Source organism: Segatella copri, from assembly GCF_019249765.2.
In the GTDB taxonomy this organism is placed as follows: Bacteria; Bacteroidota; Bacteroidia; order Bacteroidales; family Bacteroidaceae; genus Prevotella; species Prevotella copri_K.
The window spans coordinates 266,697-284,010 of sequence record NZ_CP152484.1 but is presented as its reverse complement, the minus strand read 5'-3'; the positions used below and the strand labels follow the sequence as shown (position 1 = coordinate 284,010).

The window sequence follows — 17,314 nt, the reverse complement described above, 5'->3', positions numbered from 1 at the left end:
ATACCTAGATATGCGCAAGAAAGTAAAAAGGAAGAAAAAACATCATTTAAACAGATTAAAAATAAGAAAAGCTGGTTCAAGTTGGTTCAAGTTGGTCTATTTCGATATTTTTTTGCTGATTTATTTCCGATTTTCAACTATTATTATTACCTTTGCGACCAAATATCAATTTAAGCATACCTCAATAACTTAAAAAGATATATTAATAACTAGGAGTATAAAAAAATAAGCAAATGACGAACAAGCATTATAAAGGAAATGAAATGATAAGGAGACTGGTGATAGGTGCCGATTTCGTTATTCTCAACATCGTACTGTTGTTCTATACCCAATATGGTCAAGAACTCATACCTGCGTATTTCGACAAAGCAACAAAGATTACCTTTTTTGTTGCCAATGCTGCCTTGTTCCTAGGCGAATACTTCTATTCCACCATCATTCATGTCAGAAAGATCGGGTTCCTACAGGTTACAAAGCGTACTTTATATCTGGCTGCAGCAACAACATTCTGTTTCTTTACCTTCTCAAGACTACTCGGTCACGGGGGAAAGATGTTCTCCTTCAGCATTATCTTCGGCATAACATTCTATCTGTCTCTCATCATAAGCCGACTCTGCGAGCTCAAATTACTAAAGTATTTCCGCTCTAAAGGCCGCAACTCACGCACCGTCGTCTTTGTAGGTAACGATCCTGCCGTGAGCGAGATGTACAAAACGATGACAGAAGATCCCTCGGCAGGTTATATCGTAAAAGGATATTATGCAGACGAAGACATCACTGATAATCCGGAAGGGTTGAAAAGAATAGGAAACATGAAACAGCTCAAAGAGATTATCTCTTCTACCATGAATGATACCATCAATGGTGAACCTTCCAATATTGACGAGGTTTTCTGCTGCCTGTCGCATAAAGATCCTGAAATCATCAATATCATGCACTTCTGTGATAAGAATGTGATACACTTCTACTACCTGCCACGTGTGTTTGGTGAGTACAAATTGCATCTTGATGCCCAGAATTTTATGGGAAGGACGGTATATTCAAACCGCATAGAACCCCTAACAAGCATGTCAAACCGCATTATCAAGCGTAGCTTCGACATCGTGGTGAGCGGGCTTGCATGTTTGTGCGTTCTACCATTCATTCCATTCATAGCTCTCATCATCAAGATTCAGAGTCCTGGTCCAATTTTCTTCAAACAGGCAAGAACGGGTCTGAATGGTGATACCTTCTACTGTCTTAAATTCCGTTCCATGCATGTGAACAAGGATGCAGACAAGGCACAGGCAACAAAGAACGACCCACGTAAATTTGCTTTCGGCAACTTTATGAGAAAGACGAACATAGATGAGTTTCCTCAATTCTTCAATGTTCTTAAGGGAGACATGAGTATTGTGGGTCCGCGCCCTCACATGCTGCATCATACAGAGGTGTATGGAAGCCTGATAGATAAGTATATGGTTCGCCACTTCTCCAAGCCTGGTATCACCGGTTGGGCTCAGGTTACCGGGTTCCGTGGTGAGACCAAGGAGCTCTGGCAGATGGAGGAACGTATCCGCCGTGATATCTGGTATATAGAGAACTGGTCGTTCTGGCTTGATATCAAGATTATCTTCATGACAGCCAAGAGCATTATCTGCCCTGACAAGAATGCTTATTAGGAGTCTATAAAAAGAAAAAGAGGATGTGCCATAAGTTTGGAAACCAGTTGGCGCATAACAGTTGGCCACCGCATGCACATCAGCTGTTGTGCATGCGCATATCAGCTGTTATGCAAGCGCACAACAGCTGTTGTGCGACCGGAGATACTTACTGTCTCAACAACATATTCTATCTCTTCCAACAACATATCCTATCTCTTCCAACAACATATCCTAGCTCTTCCAACAACATATCCTAGCTCTTTCAACAAAAAGAAGAGGATGTATCATCAACTTATGATACATCCTCTTTTTAGATATTCTCTTTACTTACTTAGACGGAAGCCTGTTGAGCCAACAGGTAAGGTCATTCAACATTTGGTCGTGATATGGGAAACCATGGGCAGCATCTCGGAATCCCCATCCATGTCCGGCAGTCGGATAGATGTGCATGGTACACTCGTTGCCCGCCTTGCTCATGGCAGAATAATAGGCTACGCCATTGGTTACAGGAGGAACAACCTTATCATCAAAAGACATTAGTATGATGGCACGAGGGGTAAGATTAGGACGAACAGCCTTGTCGTTAGACCACTCTTCTACCAGTTTCTTATTGGTATTACGCTCTTCACCCAAGAAATTCACACATGATCCCTTATGAGAGATACGCTCATCCATTGAAATCACCGGATAGAAAAGAATTGAGAAATCAGGTCGCACAGCCGTCTCAGCATGAGTACTGACGGAAGAAGCCAAATGACCGCCGGCAGAAAATCCCATAATTCCGACATCTTCCTTGTTTATTTTCCATACTGCAGAACTGTCACGAACGGTTCGCATCGCCTGATAGGCATCACTCAATGGAATATTGCGGTTTCCGTTAGGCATACGGTATTTCAAGACAAAGAAAGCGATACCCTGTTTGTTAAAATACTCAGCCCACTGATGTCCCTCATGATCCATTGCAAGATGAGAATACCCACCTCCAGGACAATCTACTACAGCTCTTCCTGAAGGATTCTTAGGAAGATAACAGGTAAGTTCACTCTGTCCGTCGCTACTGTTCTTCAATACGAACTTGCGAGCGGTAGATTGAGCTGATGCTGTAATAGCTGTCAGCATCAGTAGAAAAAAAATCATTGTCTTTTTCATTTTTCTTTTTTGTTATGTTGTTTATATCTTTATTCTGTTTTGCTAAGATAATGCAAAGATAGGCATTTTTTCGTTAACCCTATGTTATTTTTTCTTCTTTTTTTGGTGTTTTTGTTCCAATCGCTTTGATTATTGGTTCTTTTTTGCTATATTTGCAGAAAAATTGCTGTAAACGGCAATCGGAGAAAACATCTCTCTTCTGCCGCTGGCATTTATTTAGGAGTCTCACTTATAAAATATTGACATAGAATAATGAAGGATTTTTTCAAGAACGTGGCAGCCACTATCGTAGGACTGTTTGCCTTCGGGCTGATCATGACCATCCTGGGATTCATCTGTATCATCGGAATGGTGGCATCGAGCAACAGTAAACCGGCACTGAAAGACAATGCGGTGATGGTGATGAAACTACAAGGACAGATTGAAGACCGTACTGAAGACAACTGGCTCGGCGAACTGACAGGCGAGCAGTTTAACAACATAGGCATGAACAGGATTCTCTCTTCTATCCGCAAGGCAAAGAATGAGGATAAAGTGAAGGGCATCTATCTGGAAACAGGTATCTTGGAGACAGATTATGCCACTTTGCAGGAAATCAGAAATGCACTTGCCGATTTCAAGAAGAGCGGCAAATGGATTATCGCATATGGTGATGCTCTCTCACAGGGTGGATATTATCTGGCTTCGGTTGCCAACAAGGTATATGTAAACCCAGAAGGCAATGTGGACTGGCATGGTATTGCATCGCAGCCACAATATATCAAAGACGTAGCAGCCAAGTTTGGCGTTCACTTTACGGTAGTGAAGGTAGGCAAATACAAAAGCTATACTGAAACATACACCGAAGACAAAATGTCGGATGCCAACAGAGAGCAGGTTTCACGCTATATTGGTGGACTCTGGCAACAGATGTTGGGAGATGTGAGCAAAAGCAGAAACATCAACAAGGATTCACTGAACCGCTATGCTGACGGGCTGATGGTGTTTGATGATACCAAACTACTGAAATCTCGAAAGATGGTAGATGGATTCTGCTATTATGATGAAATCAGAGACGTGGTAAAGAAACAGTTAGGACTGAAGGCAGACGAGACCATCAATCAGGTTGACTATAACGACGTAGATATGACTATAGACGACTCGAATCTGATGGGCGAAGAGATTGCCGTATACTACTGTCAGGGGTCCATTGTCAGGATGGAGACTCCTAGCATCTATGATTCAGAGCAACAGATAGTAAGTACAAAGGTCATCAAGGACCTTCAGGAACTTGCAGATAACAGTCAGATAAAGGCCGTAGTTCTGCGTATCAATTCGGGCGGTGGCGATGCCTATGCTTCGGAACAGATCTGGAGAGCAGTTAAAGAATTAAATAAAAAGAAGCCGGTAGTGGTTTCGATGGGTGGTATGGCAGCATCGGGTGCTTATTATATGAGTATGGGTGCCCAATATATCATGGCACAACCTACAACATTGACCGGCAGCATCGGTATCTTTGGAGCCCTGCCAGATTTCAGTGACCTGATGACAAAGAAGTTAGGCTTCAAGTATGATGAAGTGAAGACCAACCGCAACAGTACCTATGCCTCTGCAGGCATGTCACGCCCATGGAGTGCAGAAGAGATTGCCACCATGCAAAACTATGTGAACCGTGGATATAGTCTCTTCCGCAATCGTGTGGCTGAGGGCAGAAAAATGAGTACCGAACAGGTTGAGAAGATTGCTCAAGGAAGAGTATGGCTGGGTACAGACGCCAAGAAGATCAAGTTAATTGATGGATTCGGCGGCTTGAGCGACGCCATCGACAAGGCTGCAGAATTGGCTCATCTCAGCAGTTATCAGGCGGTAGAATATCCGGCATTGGCTGGATGGATGGAACAGTTGCTGGATATGGCGGGCGGAAACAAGGGAACCTACCTCGACGAACAGTTGCGTCTGGCATTGGGTGATCTCTACCAGCCATTCATCATGATACGCAATATGAAGGAGAAAGAGCCTATACAGGCTGCACTTCCTTACGTACTGAACATACAATAACATTTATAATAAGGTATGCGTACATTAATATATAGACATACCGAATTAAGAGAAAGGAAACAGACATGAGAACAGAAGGCGATCTTATCAAGATCAACGACTGGCTGCTACCACTGAGTTGGATTTATGGCGGCATGGTCAGATTTCGCAATTGGCTCTTCGATATCGGACTGAAAAAGAGTCAGTCATTCTCAATCCCGATTATTTCTGTGGGTAACATCACGGTGGGCGGATCGGGCAAGACTCCCCATGTGGAGTATCTGATACGCTTGTTGCACGACAAGGTAAAGATAGCCGTGCTATCACGTGGTTACAAAAGAAAGACCAGTGGCTATGTGCTGGCAGATAAAGATACAACAATGTCAGAGATTGGCGATGAACCCTTCCAGATGCACAGCAAGTTTGACGATATCTATGTAGCCGTAGACGCTAAGCGGGTGAGAGGAATCGAAAAGTTGCAGAATGAAGAACCGACCAAGGATGTAGATGTTGTATTACTGGATGATGCCTTTCAGCATCGCTATGTGAAGCCAGGTATCAACATTCTGCTGGTAGATTACCACCGTCTGATTATCTATGACAAGATGTTGCCGGCAGGAAGACTGAGAGAACCTCTAAGCGGTAAGAACCGTGCAGACATTGTGATTATCACTAAATGTCCAAAGGATCTGAAGCCAATGGAATTCCGTGTACTCACCAAGGCTATGGACCTTTACCCTTTCCAGAAGCTCTACTTCACCTGCATCAACTATGATACGCCAAAGGGAGTTTTCGAAGACCAGCAGATAGCCAAGGAGGAGTTGAAAAACTACCATGCTCTGCTGGTTACTGGTATCGCATCGCCTAAGCAGATGGAACACGACCTGAAGCCAATGGTCAAGAGTATGCAGTCGCTGAGTTTCGGTGATCACCATCGCTTCAAGAATAAAGACATCACACGCATCAACGAGGCGTTTGAACAGATGCCAGAACCCCGTCTGATTATCACGACAGAGAAAGATGCCGTGAGACTAAAAGAGACAGAGGGACTCTATGAAATAGTTAAGAAAAGCATATACGAACTGCCTATCAAGGTAAGTTTCATGCTGGAACAAGAAGATAATTTTAACGACAAAATCATTAGCTATGTACGAAAAAATTCAAGAAACAGCATCCTGGCTAAAAGAAAGGATGACAACAAGTCCGAAGACAGCAATCATACTGGGAACCGGTCTCGGACAATTAGCTTCAGAAATAACTGACAGTTATGAATTTCCATATAGTGAAATACCAAACTTCCCAGTATCTACCGTTCAAGGTCATGCAGGCAAACTGATTTTCGGTAAGTTAGGAGGTAAAGACATCATGGCTATGGAAGGAAGATTCCATTACTATGAAGGATATGACATGAAGGCTGTAACCTTCCCAGAACGTGTGATGTACGAGTTGGGCATTGAAACCCTCTTTGTAAGCAACGCTTCGGGCGGTATGAATCCGGAATTCCAGATTGGAGACCTGATGATTATCGATGATCACATCAACTTCTTCCCAGAACATCCATTGCGCGGAAAGAACTTCCCTACCGGTCCACGTTTCCCGGATATGCACGAAGCATACGACAAGAAACTCCGCGACCTTGCCGACGATATCGCTAAGGAGAAGGGAATTGATGCAAAGCATGGTGTATATGTTGGCGTTCAGGGACCTACCTTCGAGACACCGGCAGAGTATCGCATGTATCGTGTATTGGGTGGTGACGCTGTAGGTATGAGTACTGTACCAGAAGTGATTGTTGCCCGCCATTGCGGAATCAAGGTTTTCGGCATCAGCATTATCACCGATCTTGGCGGTTTCGATGTACCTGTAGAAGTCAGTCATGAGGAAGTGCAGATTGCAGCCAATGCCGCACAGCCTAAGATGACAGAGATTATGCGAGAAATCATCCGCAGATCTTAAGTATAAATTATAAACTATTATTTATTTTGGATATCTCAAAGTTAGGTGAATTCGGTCTTATAAACCATCTCACCAAAGGTTATGAAAAGAAAAACGAGTCTACAGTTTATGGTGTAGGCGACGATTGTGCCGTGATGCATTATCCAGACAAGGAAGTGCTCATGACTACAGATATGCTGATGGAGGGCGTACATTTCGACCTTACCTATATTGACATGGTTCACTTGGGTTACAAGAGTGCAATGGTAAACATCAGTGATATCTTTGCTATGAACGGAACCCCACGTCAGATGGTAGTAAGCATAGCATTGAGTAAACGATTCAAAGTAGAAGACATTGATGAATTCTATAAGGGTCTTCGAATGGCATGTGACAAATGGGGAGTAGATATCGTGGGAGGTGATACGACTTCTTCTCTCACCGGTTTAGCCATCAGTATTACTTGTATCGGAGAAGCAGCAAAAGAAGAAATCGTATACCGCAACGGAGCCAAGGAAACAGACCTGATCTGTGTGTCAGGCGACTTGGGCGGTGCCTATATGGGACTTCAACTGCTGGAACGCGAAAAGGCTGTATACTACGGACAGATAGAAGATATCCGAAAGAAGATGGCTGAGGCTAAAGCAAATGGTGATAACGAGAAACTGGCTCTTCTGAACAGAGACTTAGAGAATATGCGCAACTTCCAGCCAGATTTCGCCGGCAAGGAATATCTCTTGGAAAGACAACTGCAGCCTGAGGCACGCGGAGATGTGATAGCACAACTGCGTGAGGCAGGTATCCGTCCTACAGCCATGATGGATGTGAGCGATGGTCTGAGCAGTGAATTGATGCATATCTGCGAACAGAGTCATTGCGGATGCAGAGTATATGAGAAGAACATACCTATCGACTACCAGACAGCCGTGCAGGCAGAAGAATTCAATATGAACCTTACCACCTGTGCTATGAATGGTGGCGAAGATTATGAACTTCTCTTTACCGTACCTATCGGTGACCACGAGAAGATTGAGACTATGGAGGGTGTAAGGCAGATTGGCTACATCACCAAAGAAAATCTGGGCAAGTTCCTCATTACCAGAGACGGACAGGAATTTGAACTGAAAGCACAAGGTTGGAATCCGCTGAAAGATTAATTTCAAGCAAAGGGATATTTAGTTAATAAACATTAAGCAAGAGAAAATATTTCGTTTTCTCTTGCTCAATTAAAATATTTATTGTACCTTTGCAACCGCAAAAAGCAAGATGGTGCCATAGCTCAGTTGGTAGAGCAAAGGACTGAAAATCCTTGTGTCCCCGGTTCGATTCCTGGTGGTACCACTCCTCCTTTCATAAAAGGCGGTTACTAACTGTGGTTAGGGCCGTCTTTTTTTTATATCCACACCTTAAGGTAACAGATATTACAAACAAGACAAAGTATAGAATTTATTAAACAAACTAAACTTAAAAAGCTTATGAAGAAGATTTTAATAGTTTTATTGGTCTGTTTCTCATTTGTGACAGCCAATGCCAAAGATTACAGTAAGTATTATCAGAACTTACCAGTTCAGATGCAGCAACCAACATTGCCTAGCATCCCAGACAATCATGTCAGTATCTTGGAATGTGGCGGTAATGGTGACGGACTCACCATAAATACCCAGGCATTCGCCAAAGCCATCAGCAAACTGAACAAGATGGGCGGCGGTCATCTTAATGTGCCTGCAGGTATCTACCTCACCGGTCTCATCTCACTGAAGGACAATATTGACCTGCATCTGGAAAAGAATGCCATCATCGTTCTTTCTGAAGACAAGAATGATCACTTCAAGATAGACGAGACCACAGGAAAGAAAGAAAGCCGTGCTACTCCAGCCATCAATGCCAGCAAGAGAAAAAATATTTCTATCACAGGCGAGGGCACCATTGACGGAAACGGAGAATGGTGGAGACCGGTAAAGCGCAGTAAGGTTAGTGACGTAGAATGGAAAGAATTCCAGGCTATGGGCGGAACACTGAATGAGAAGGGTGACATCTGGTATCCTTTCAACCTGAAGCACGAACCTAATGTGGCTGAGAATATGGACGAACAGGAGAAAACCCGAACACACATGATCAGATTCACCAGTTGCGAGAATGTGCTCGTACAGGGAGTTACACTTCTGAATAGTCCTAAATTCCATATCATCCCTACCCGATGCAAGAATGTGACAATCGACGGAATCACCGTAAAATGTCCATGGAATGCCCAGAACGGTGATGCGATTGATATCTCCAGCTGTAAGGATGTACTCATCGTAAACAATGTGATAGATGCCGGTGATGATGGTATCTGCATGAAGGGTGGCGCAGGCGCAGCAGGTGTGGCAGCAGGTCCTTGTGAAAACATCAATATCCAGGACAACACCGTATACCATGCCCATGGAGGTTTTGTTATCGGCAGCGAGTTCTCTGGCGGCATGAAGAATATTGTTGTTCGCAACAATACTTTCCAGGGAACAGATACCGGTTTACGCTTTAAAAGTGCTGTGAAGAGAGGTGGAACATCAGAGAACATCTATATCGACCATATCTACATGACCGATATCAAGGATGCAGCCATCACCTTTGAGACCACTTATTTTGACAACCATGTGGGTGCCCAGAAGCAGACAACTCCCGTAAAGCAGGAATTCCTGCCAAACTTTCAGGATATCCACATGAGCAACATCTACGTACGAGGTTGCGAAACAGGTATTGAAGCACATGGTGCAGAAGGTATGGTACACGATATCACCATCAAGAACTCCAATATCTTCTACACCAAGGAAGCCAAGAATATCGATGCTGCCTGCAAAATTCTGTTGGAAAACGTACGTTTTGAAAGTTTCGCAAAGTAAATTTTCTACTCAACATTCAAGAAGTCTACTTGACAACAGTAAGCGTATGATCGCAAACCGTGAAATGAATATCAAGACCCTCATAAGGCATTCCATAGACCTTATGAGGGTCTTTCTGGTAATGCGGACGGGGATCTTGGGCAAGTACCTCTTTCAATATTTCAATCTTTTCTGCATTCAATCCCTGCAGACGCAGATGCCTGTCTACATCTTCAGAAATCTCTACATCAAGTTTCTGCCATTTGCGGTCATCAACAAAACCGCTCCTGGCCCCAGGATGAGAATCGGCATACACCACATACGGCTTGATGTCAAATATCGGTGTCTTGTCCATAAGATCAGCTCCCTTAACATGAATGACAGGACCATGAGGAGTCTCCCATTCGATATGAGAAATTTTTACCGATGAAAGACCTATATTATTGGGACGGAAAGGACTTCGAGTGGCAAAGACACCCACTTTCTCATTGCCTCCCAACACAGGAGGACGAACAACCGGACTGTGCGCTTTGTGCCTATTGGCAGAAAATTCCCAAATCAGCCAAAGATAATCAAAGCCTTCCATGCCACGCAGCGCATCAGGGTTACGAAATTCGGGTTCAAAAACAATCTGTCCTTCCAGTTCTGCTACCAATCCAGCCTGTTTGGGTATGCCAAACTTGCTACTGAAGGGAGAACGAAAATATGCTATTGGTTTTATCTCCATATTTACTAATTATTACACCTTAATTATATATAAGACGAAAAAAGGCATGAATTATTTTGCCGTATGCACAAAATAATGTACCTTTGCAGACAGAACAAAAAACAAAAAGAAATGAAAATACAAAGACCATCGTATGAAATCTGGTTACAGAAACCAGGTGAGCTCGGCATCTACCAGCAGATAGAACGAGCAGGAAGAGTATGCTATAAAAGTGAGAATAATACCACAGTGAATTCTGCCAAACCTTTCGTGGATCGGATGGTGCAGAGTGAACACTTTGCCATGCTGGAACATGGAACCGTGTATCTGGTATGCAAACATGGAGAGTTGCCGCTTTATACCCACAACAAGTTCTCACGTCTGAAAACGTTAGACGGCAAAGACTATATTACAACCAATCTCCGAGTATTGGCAGAAAACAAGGCGATGGATGATTTGAAATACCTCAGCAACTATGAAGAAGGTAAGCACGAACTCCGTATTACCGTTCATTTTACTACTCAGATTTCCATTACCCGAGAATATAACCGTCATCGTGCCAACTCTATGGCAGAGCAGAGTACCCGATACTGCAACTATTCGAAGAATAAGTTTGATAACGAGATTACCATCAACCTGCCTACATGGGTAGAAGCAGAAGGTTTCGATGGTTCACAAGATCCCAGCGACTACCGAATAGAAGATATGTGTGCTGACATTGCAGAAGGAAGAACTGCTGAATGGAGTAAACTCACAACTTGGATATTCGCCAATCAGGCTGCCGAATATGCCTACATGAAACTGATAGAGGCAGGTTGCAAACCACAGGAAGCACGAGCCATCCTACCATTGGACTGCAACACAGAACTGGTTCATACCGCTTTCGTGAGTGACTGGAAACATTTCTTCGACCTCCGCGCATTAGGTACTACCGGTGCACCACATCCTGATGCCAAGATTTTAGCCTTGCCACTGATGGAAGAGTTTAAGCAGAAAGGTTACCTCTAAGGTTTAAAAAATATTAAAGCACCCTTTAAAAATAAAGATTTTCTATTCTTTTGACATAACGAATAGATTTATTTCGTATTTTTGCGGTGTGTTTTTCATAGTATTAGATTTAAGGTTATCAAGATTGGGGCTACGGCGGTAGCCCTTTTTTATTGTCTTTTTCAGCCTTACCTCTCTATTTTTTGCCGATTTTGCCACTTATTACCCCTAAAAATGCATTTTTTTGAAGAAAAATGAAAAAAAGTTGGCGAAAAATTTGGTGGAACCAGAAATTAGTAGTACCTTTGCAACCGCTTAAGAAAACCAAGCTATAGTCATCCAGACTAAAACAATGGAGAGATGGTAGAGTGGTCGATTACAACGGTCTTGAAAACCGTCGTACCGAGAGGTACCGGGGGTTCGAATCCCTCTCTCTCCGCAAGAGCCTTCTGAAAGAAATTTCAGAAGGCTTTTTTATTTCCGTATTTGTATATTTCCTTCATATTCATTCACTATCCATGACAAGAAGACTTCAAATGCAAAATTATGCTATATTATTTGGTCATATCAAAGAAAACATGTAACTTTGCTCAAAAGTAAGCTACATGCAAGAAAAGACAAGACAATGATAGATCGCTGTTACATAGAAATCACCAATACATGCAATCTCAACTGCCACTTCTGTCCAAAACATACAAGAAAGAAAAGACAGTTGACTGCTGAGGAATTCGACCTGCTCACCGACAAGATACGTGGGAAGGTCTGTTTCCTATATTTCCACATTATGGGCGAACCCCTACTACACCCCCTTCTACCCGAGTTTATCAGCATATCAAGAGAGAAAGGTTTCAAAACCGTACTTACATCCAATGGCACTCTGCTACATAAAGCCATGGACCTCCTTGATACACTTCCCCACAAGATACAGCTCTCACTCCACTCGCACGAGAGTAATGCCAAGGGAGAACTCGCCAGTTACATGAACGAGGTGATGACTTTTTCAACCCAAGCCGCAGAAAAAGGAACCTGCATAGTTCTCAGACTCTGGAACCAAGGAGGAAAAGACCGGGAAAATGAAGAAGTGATGGAGCACATCGAAAAATTTGTTCCCAAGCCCTGGAAAGAACGACCTGACGGTTACAGACTTGCCAACAATCTCTATCTGGAGTTTGATAGGAAATTCGAATGGCCCAATTTCGATAACCATATCGAAGAAAACGAAATGGTAAGAGGAAACCCGGAATCAGGTATCAGAGAAGGAAAAAGAGAAGTTTTCTGTAAAGCCCTACTCAAACAGATAGGCATATTGGCTGATGGCACATTGGTACCCTGCTGCCTGGACCACAACGGAGATGTGGCACTGGGGAACCTGCTCAAACAATCGCTAGAAGAAATTCTGGCTTCCCCCCGCGCCCAAGCCATGATAGAAGGTTTCAAGCACCATCAAGCCACAGAACATCTCTGTGAGACCTGCGAATCAGCCCTGGTAAGAAACAGTTTTAGAGGAAAAGCAAGAAGTTAATAAGAATTATGAGATATTATACAGCAATGACAATAGCCGGCTCAGACAGTTGTGGAGGAGCCGGCGTGCAAGCTGACATCAAGACAATGTCGGCACTAGGCGTATATGCAGCATCGGCCATTACAGCCATTACCGTACAGAACACCCTGGGAGTTTATGCCATCCAAGACATCACCCCCGAAATCGTAAAGGGCCAGATAGAAGCTGTGATGGACGACATCCACCCAGATGCCATCAAAGTAGGTATGGTGAACGACCGTGCCACCATCCAAGCAATCGCAGAAACCCTGAAGAGATACCAAGGAGAATATCAGCATCTTATCATAGACCCAGTGATGGTTACCACCAGTGGTTGCAGACTCATGCAGGAGGATGCTCTCAGCATTTTCATACAGGAGTTATTACCACTAGCTACCCTGCTAACACCTAACATCCCGGAAGCAGAGATACTGGCAGGAATGAAGATACAGAATAAGGAAGACATCCAGAACGCAGCTTTAGCCATCAGTAAGTTAGGCTGTAAATATGTACTCATCAAAGGCGGCCATTTCCAGGGAGAAGAAAAGATTGATTACCTTTTCGAAGACGGAAAGCCTATTACCAGTTATCGAGGCATTAGCGTAAACACACGCAATACCCACGGTACAGGTTGTACCCTATCCTCAGCCATCACTTCTTATCTGGCAAGAGAAATGGATATGAATACAGCTATCGCCATGGCAAAAACCTATCTTTCAGGCGCAATTCTGGCAGGAAAAGATGTACAGATAGGAAAAGGTCATGGTCCGGTGAATCATTTCTATGAACCCAACGCACTGTTTATCAAATAACAGCCAACACCTTTATATAAAGAAATAAAATCACAACGAATATGAAATGGATAGTAATCACTCTGCCCGATTTTATAGAGAATGAATCAACCTATATCAACCAACTCTTTAAAGCAGGTATAGACCTGCTACACCTGCGCAAACCAGAATCAAATATAGAGGAGTGTAAGCGACTGATACAGGAAATCGACAAGAAATGGCATAAAAAGATCGTAGTACACGATCACTTCGAACTTTGTCAGGAATTTCATCTTCATGGTATTCATCTTAACAGAAGAAACCACGAGATTCCAGAAGGCTTTCAAGGAAGCATCTCACAATCCTGCCATAGTTTTAAGGAAGTAGAACAAGCTCTCCAGACTATATCACCCAAGAACAAAGACGAAAAGAGCGCGATTCTCAAACCTGCCTGCCATTATGTTTTCCTCAGTCCAATCTTTGACAGCATTTCAAAGAAAGGCTACAAACATTCCTTCTCCAACAAAGACTTAGAGGAAGCAGGCATCAATGGAATCATCAATGAGCGAGTAGTTGCATTAGGAGGTGTCACTCCTGAATATATTCCACAATTGAGAGCATGGAACTTTGGCGGAGCTGCATTCTTAGGTGACATCTGGAACAGAAGAACTGATGCGAACTGGGCAAAATACCTTACCGGAATTAAGAAGAAACTTGCCCCTGGGAATGCCCAGAATACGCTTAACAGTTCAAACATTTGGTAGAGGGAAATACACTACTTTCTAATAAGACAGGCCGAATCTCAACAATAAAAATAAAAAAATGCTTTTTTATTTTGTATTGTCTTCGATTTGCACTACCTTTGCACCCATGATATATCCAGATAATTTTGAAAACAAGATAGGATTCAATGAAATCCGCAAGATGCTGCGCGAAAGATGCCTCTCTCCACTCGGAAAGGAACAGGTAGACAAGATGGCATTCAGCAGCGATGCAGAACAAGTTAACGAATGGCTCATGCAGGTGCGTGAGTTCCGCAGACTGATGGAGGAAGTAGAAGACTTTCCCCTACAATATTTCTATGATGTAAGGGAGAGCATCCTCCGTATCCGTGTAGAAAACAGTCACCTGGAGGAGGACGAGCTGTTTGACTTGCGACGTTCACTATCTACCATAGCCGATATGGTGAAAATATTGAATCACAGCGATGACGATGACGAGCCGGAAGACGGATGGAAAAGAGAGAAAAAGTATCCCTACCCAGCCCTACATCGCCTTTCGCAGGATGTAGTTACTTTTCCACAACTGATTCAGCGCATCGACCAGATACTTGACAAATTCGGAAAGATAAGAGATAATGCAACCCCTGAACTTCTTCAGATTCGCAGAGAACTGGCAAAGACAGAGGGCAGCATCTCACGTACCTTATATAGTATATTGCGCTCGGCACAAAGTGAAGGCATCGTAGAAAAAGACGTAACCCCTACCCTGCGTGACGGCAGACTGGTTATTCCCGTCATCCCTACTCTGAAGCGTAAAATCAAAGGTATCGTACACGATGAGAGTGCCACAGGTAAAACAGTCTTTATAGAACCTACCGAGGTGGTAGAGGCAAACAACCGTGTACGTGAACTGGAGGGTGAAGAGAGAAAAGAAATCATTCGCATCCTCACCGACTTTACCAACAAGGTACGCCCATACTCCAAGGAAATTCTGGACAGTTACCGTTTTCTTGCCATCATTGACCTGATACAAGCCAAGCAAAAACTGGCTGATATCTTCAAAGCCATAGAACCCGAGGTAGAAGACCATCCACACATAGACTGGACCCGTGCGATACACCCATTATTGCAGCTATCTCTACAGAAAAAAAACGAGAAAGTAGTTCCGTTGGATATCATGCTTACACAGGACAAACGCATTCTTATCATCTCCGGTCCAAATGCAGGCGGCAAATCTGTCTGTCTGAAAACCGTCGGATTATTACAGTATATGCTGCAATGCGGTTTGAGTATCCCTGTAAGTGAGCGTTCAAAGACAGGCGTCTTCCAAAACATCATGATTGATATCGGTGACGAACAGAGTCTGGAGAACGACTTGAGTACCTACTCATCTCATCTTCTGAACATGAAGAATATGATGAAGGCAGCCAATGGCGAGACCATCATTCTGATAGATGAGTTTGGTACAGGTACAGAGCCAGGAATCGGAGGTGCTATCGCCGAAGCTGTACTCGACAAGTTCTGCAAGCAGCAAGCTTATGGTGTGATTACCACCCACTATCAGAACCTGAAGCATTTTGCCGACAGCCATGAAGGAGTGGTTAACGGCGCCATGCTCTACGACCGCCATGAGATGAAAGCCCTCTTCCAATTAGCTATCGGCAGACCAGGTTCTTCTTTCGCTATCGAAATTGCAAGAAAGATAGGATTACCCGAAGAAGTAATCAAGGAAGCATCAGATATCGTTGGTTCTGAATACATTCAAAGCGACAAGTATCTTCAGGATATTGTTCGTGACAAGCGATATTGGGAAAACAAACGCCAGAATATCCATCAGCGTGAAAAAGACATGGAGAAAACAATCTCCAAGTACGAAAACGACATAGAGGATATTGAGCGAAGCAGAAAGGCAATTCTCAAAAAGGCAAAAGAAGAAGCCGCAGAACTTCTGAAAGAAAGTAACAAGAGAATCGAAAACGCCATCCGGGAAATCAAAGAAAGCCAGGCTGAAAAAGAAGAAACCCGCCGTATCCGTCAGGAACTTGATACCTTCAAGCAAGAGGTTCAAGAAATTGATACCAAGGAGACCGATGACAAAATTGCCCGCAAGATAGCCCAGATTCAACAACGCAAAGAGCGCCATGCCAAGCGCCAGGCTGAAAAGAAAGAGAATCAGGAAAAGGCTGCTGCAGCACTGAGGAATGCACAGAACAAGGCTCAAGCAGATAGTAAACGTGATATTCAGATTGGCGATACGGTGCGCATCAAGGGACTGACTACTGTCGGAAAGATAGAAAACATTACTGGAGATACAGCAACTGCCGTATTTGGAGGAATGAGAACCAAGATGCGCCTGAACCGTCTGGAGCATGCCACAACTCCTGTTGAAAATGCAGACAAGACAGAAGAGCGCAAGGAAAATCTGGCTTCATACGGTATCAGTAAGGAAACCAGAAAGACCATTGACTCTCATAAATCCAACTTTCACCAGGATCTGGACGTTCGCGGAATGCGAGGCGATGAAGCACTTAATGCGGTACAATACTTCATCGATGATGCTATCCTGGTAGGAATGCCAAGAGTCAGAATCCTTCACGGAAAGGGAAATGGCATCCTAAGACAGCTCATTCGTCAATATCTGAGTAGTGTGCCTAATGTGACCCATTATGCAGATGAACACGTACAATTTGGCGGATCAGGCATTACGGTAGTTGATTTTTAGCAAACAAACGTTAAACAACTGAAGTTTTTTGGCAAAACATTTGGCGGGTTCAAAGAAAAACCGTACCTTTGCACCCGCTTAAAAATTGAGACGGACAAGTCTCATACGACCAGCTCCCTCGGAATCCCCCAGGATGGGAACATAGCAAGGGTACTTGGTTGTAGCGGTGCGATATGAATCGCTTGTCCACCCGCCTCTTTAGCTCAGTTGGCCAGAGCACGTGATTTGTAATCTCGGGGTCGTTGGTTCGAATCCGACAAGAGGCT

The 17,314-nt window shown here is 43.6% G+C and carries 13 protein-coding genes and 3 tRNA genes; 14 read left to right on the top strand and 2 right to left on the bottom strand.

Features of this window, described 5'->3' with window-relative positions:
- Positions 1 to 233 precede the first annotated feature (233 nt).
- Positions 234 to 1,661: an undecaprenyl-phosphate glucose phosphotransferase gene (locus tag KUA46_RS01195; protein WP_194253363.1), complete on the top strand. Its 1,428-nt coding sequence runs from the start codon at positions 234 to 236 to the stop codon at positions 1,659 to 1,661.
- Between the two features lie 309 nt (positions 1,662 to 1,970).
- Here KUA46_RS01195 and KUA46_RS01190 read toward each other — a convergent pair whose 3' ends face one another.
- A complete protein-coding gene (locus KUA46_RS01190) occupies positions 1,971 to 2,780 on the bottom strand; it encodes an alpha/beta hydrolase (RefSeq protein WP_228114970.1) in 810 nt (269 codons plus the stop codon).
- A gap of 264 nt (positions 2,781 to 3,044) precedes the next feature.
- Between KUA46_RS01190 and sppA the strand changes: the two genes are divergently transcribed.
- The 6 genes from sppA (at position 3,045) to KUA46_RS01160 (ending at position 9,622) form a co-directional block, all read left to right on the top strand.
- On the top strand, positions 3,045 to 4,829 hold the full coding sequence (gene sppA, locus KUA46_RS01185) for a signal peptide peptidase SppA (protein WP_218487440.1): 1,785 nt from the start codon (positions 3,045 to 3,047) through the stop codon (positions 4,827 to 4,829).
- A gap of 65 nt (positions 4,830 to 4,894) precedes the next feature.
- Positions 4,895 to 6,070, top strand: coding sequence for a tetraacyldisaccharide 4'-kinase (lpxK, locus tag KUA46_RS01180; RefSeq protein ID WP_117727747.1), 1,176 nt, complete (start codon positions 4,895 to 4,897; stop codon positions 6,068 to 6,070).
- Positions 5,955 to 6,764: a purine-nucleoside phosphorylase gene (locus tag KUA46_RS01175; protein ID WP_082231209.1), complete on the top strand. Its 810-nt coding sequence runs from the start codon at positions 5,955 to 5,957 to the stop codon at positions 6,762 to 6,764. The genes lpxK and KUA46_RS01175 overlap by 116 nt, the downstream gene beginning before the upstream one ends.
- A 23-nt stretch (positions 6,765 to 6,787) precedes the next feature.
- The gene (thiL, locus tag KUA46_RS01170; RefSeq protein ID WP_040552461.1) at positions 6,788 to 7,900 is read left to right on the top strand and encodes a thiamine-phosphate kinase; all 1,113 of its coding nucleotides are present in this window, start codon (positions 6,788 to 6,790) and stop codon (positions 7,898 to 7,900) included.
- Positions 7,901 to 8,011: 111 nt separating this feature from the next.
- Positions 8,012 to 8,084: transfer RNA gene (locus KUA46_RS01165), tRNA-Phe, on the top strand.
- Between the two features lie 134 nt (positions 8,085 to 8,218).
- Positions 8,219 to 9,622, top strand: coding sequence for a glycoside hydrolase family 28 protein (locus KUA46_RS01160; protein WP_218487439.1), 1,404 nt, complete (start codon positions 8,219 to 8,221; stop codon positions 9,620 to 9,622).
- A gap of 25 nt (positions 9,623 to 9,647) precedes the next feature.
- On the opposite strand, the gene tsaA is transcribed toward KUA46_RS01160, so the two are convergent.
- On the bottom strand, positions 9,648 to 10,328 hold the full coding sequence (gene tsaA, locus KUA46_RS01155) for a tRNA (N6-threonylcarbamoyladenosine(37)-N6)-methyltransferase TrmO (protein WP_006846275.1): 681 nt from the start codon (positions 10,326 to 10,328) through the stop codon (positions 9,648 to 9,650).
- 111 nt (positions 10,329 to 10,439) lie between these two features.
- On the opposite strand from tsaA, the gene KUA46_RS01150 reads away from it, so the two are divergent.
- The 7 genes from KUA46_RS01150 (at position 10,440) to KUA46_RS01120 (ending at position 17,314) form a co-directional block, all read left to right on the top strand.
- Positions 10,440 to 11,315, top strand: a complete 876-nt coding sequence (locus KUA46_RS01150) for an FAD-dependent thymidylate synthase (protein WP_022121629.1) — start codon at positions 10,440 to 10,442, stop codon at positions 11,313 to 11,315.
- Between the two features lie 333 nt (positions 11,316 to 11,648).
- Positions 11,649 to 11,733: transfer RNA gene (locus KUA46_RS01145), tRNA-Ser, on the top strand.
- 186 nt (positions 11,734 to 11,919) lie between these two features.
- Positions 11,920 to 12,816 (top strand): SPASM domain-containing protein, encoded by an 897-nt coding sequence (locus KUA46_RS01140; RefSeq protein ID WP_256625065.1) that lies wholly within the window; start codon positions 11,920 to 11,922, stop codon positions 12,814 to 12,816.
- Between the two features lie 8 nt (positions 12,817 to 12,824).
- Entirely contained in the window at positions 12,825 to 13,646 is an 822-nt protein-coding gene (gene thiD, locus KUA46_RS01135) for a bifunctional hydroxymethylpyrimidine kinase/phosphomethylpyrimidine kinase (RefSeq protein ID WP_218487437.1), read from the top strand.
- 41 nt (positions 13,647 to 13,687) lie between these two features.
- The gene (locus KUA46_RS01130; RefSeq protein ID WP_218487436.1) at positions 13,688 to 14,368 is read left to right on the top strand and encodes a thiamine phosphate synthase; all 681 of its coding nucleotides are present in this window, start codon (positions 13,688 to 13,690) and stop codon (positions 14,366 to 14,368) included.
- A gap of 106 nt (positions 14,369 to 14,474) precedes the next feature.
- On the top strand, positions 14,475 to 17,048 hold the full coding sequence (locus KUA46_RS01125) for an endonuclease MutS2 (protein ID WP_218487435.1): 2,574 nt from the start codon (positions 14,475 to 14,477) through the stop codon (positions 17,046 to 17,048).
- Positions 17,049 to 17,240: 192 nt separating this feature from the next.
- Positions 17,241 to 17,314: transfer RNA gene (locus KUA46_RS01120), tRNA-Thr, on the top strand.

Coding starts and splice junctions, on each gene's coding strand:
- KUA46_RS01195 (WP_194253363.1), top strand. CDS start 234: ATGACGAACAAGCATTATAAAGGAAATGAAATGATAAGGAGACTGGTG.
- KUA46_RS01190 (WP_228114970.1), bottom strand. CDS start 2,780: ATGATTTTTTTTCTACTGATGCTGACAGCTATTACAGCATCAGCTCAA.
- sppA (WP_218487440.1), top strand. CDS start 3,045: ATGAAGGATTTTTTCAAGAACGTGGCAGCCACTATCGTAGGACTGTTT.
- lpxK (WP_117727747.1), top strand. CDS start 4,895: ATGAGAACAGAAGGCGATCTTATCAAGATCAACGACTGGCTGCTACCA.
- KUA46_RS01175 (WP_082231209.1), top strand. CDS start 5,955: ATGTACGAAAAAATTCAAGAAACAGCATCCTGGCTAAAAGAAAGGATG.
- KUA46_RS01160 (WP_218487439.1), top strand. CDS start 8,219: ATGAAGAAGATTTTAATAGTTTTATTGGTCTGTTTCTCATTTGTGACA.
- tsaA (WP_006846275.1), bottom strand. CDS start 10,328: ATGGAGATAAAACCAATAGCATATTTTCGTTCTCCCTTCAGTAGCAAG.
- KUA46_RS01150 (WP_022121629.1), top strand. CDS start 10,440: ATGAAAATACAAAGACCATCGTATGAAATCTGGTTACAGAAACCAGGT.
- KUA46_RS01140 (WP_256625065.1), top strand. CDS start 11,920: ATGATAGATCGCTGTTACATAGAAATCACCAATACATGCAATCTCAAC.
- thiD (WP_218487437.1), top strand. CDS start 12,825: ATGAGATATTATACAGCAATGACAATAGCCGGCTCAGACAGTTGTGGA.
- KUA46_RS01130 (WP_218487436.1), top strand. CDS start 13,688: ATGAAATGGATAGTAATCACTCTGCCCGATTTTATAGAGAATGAATCA.
- KUA46_RS01125 (WP_218487435.1), top strand. CDS start 14,475: ATGATATATCCAGATAATTTTGAAAACAAGATAGGATTCAATGAAATC.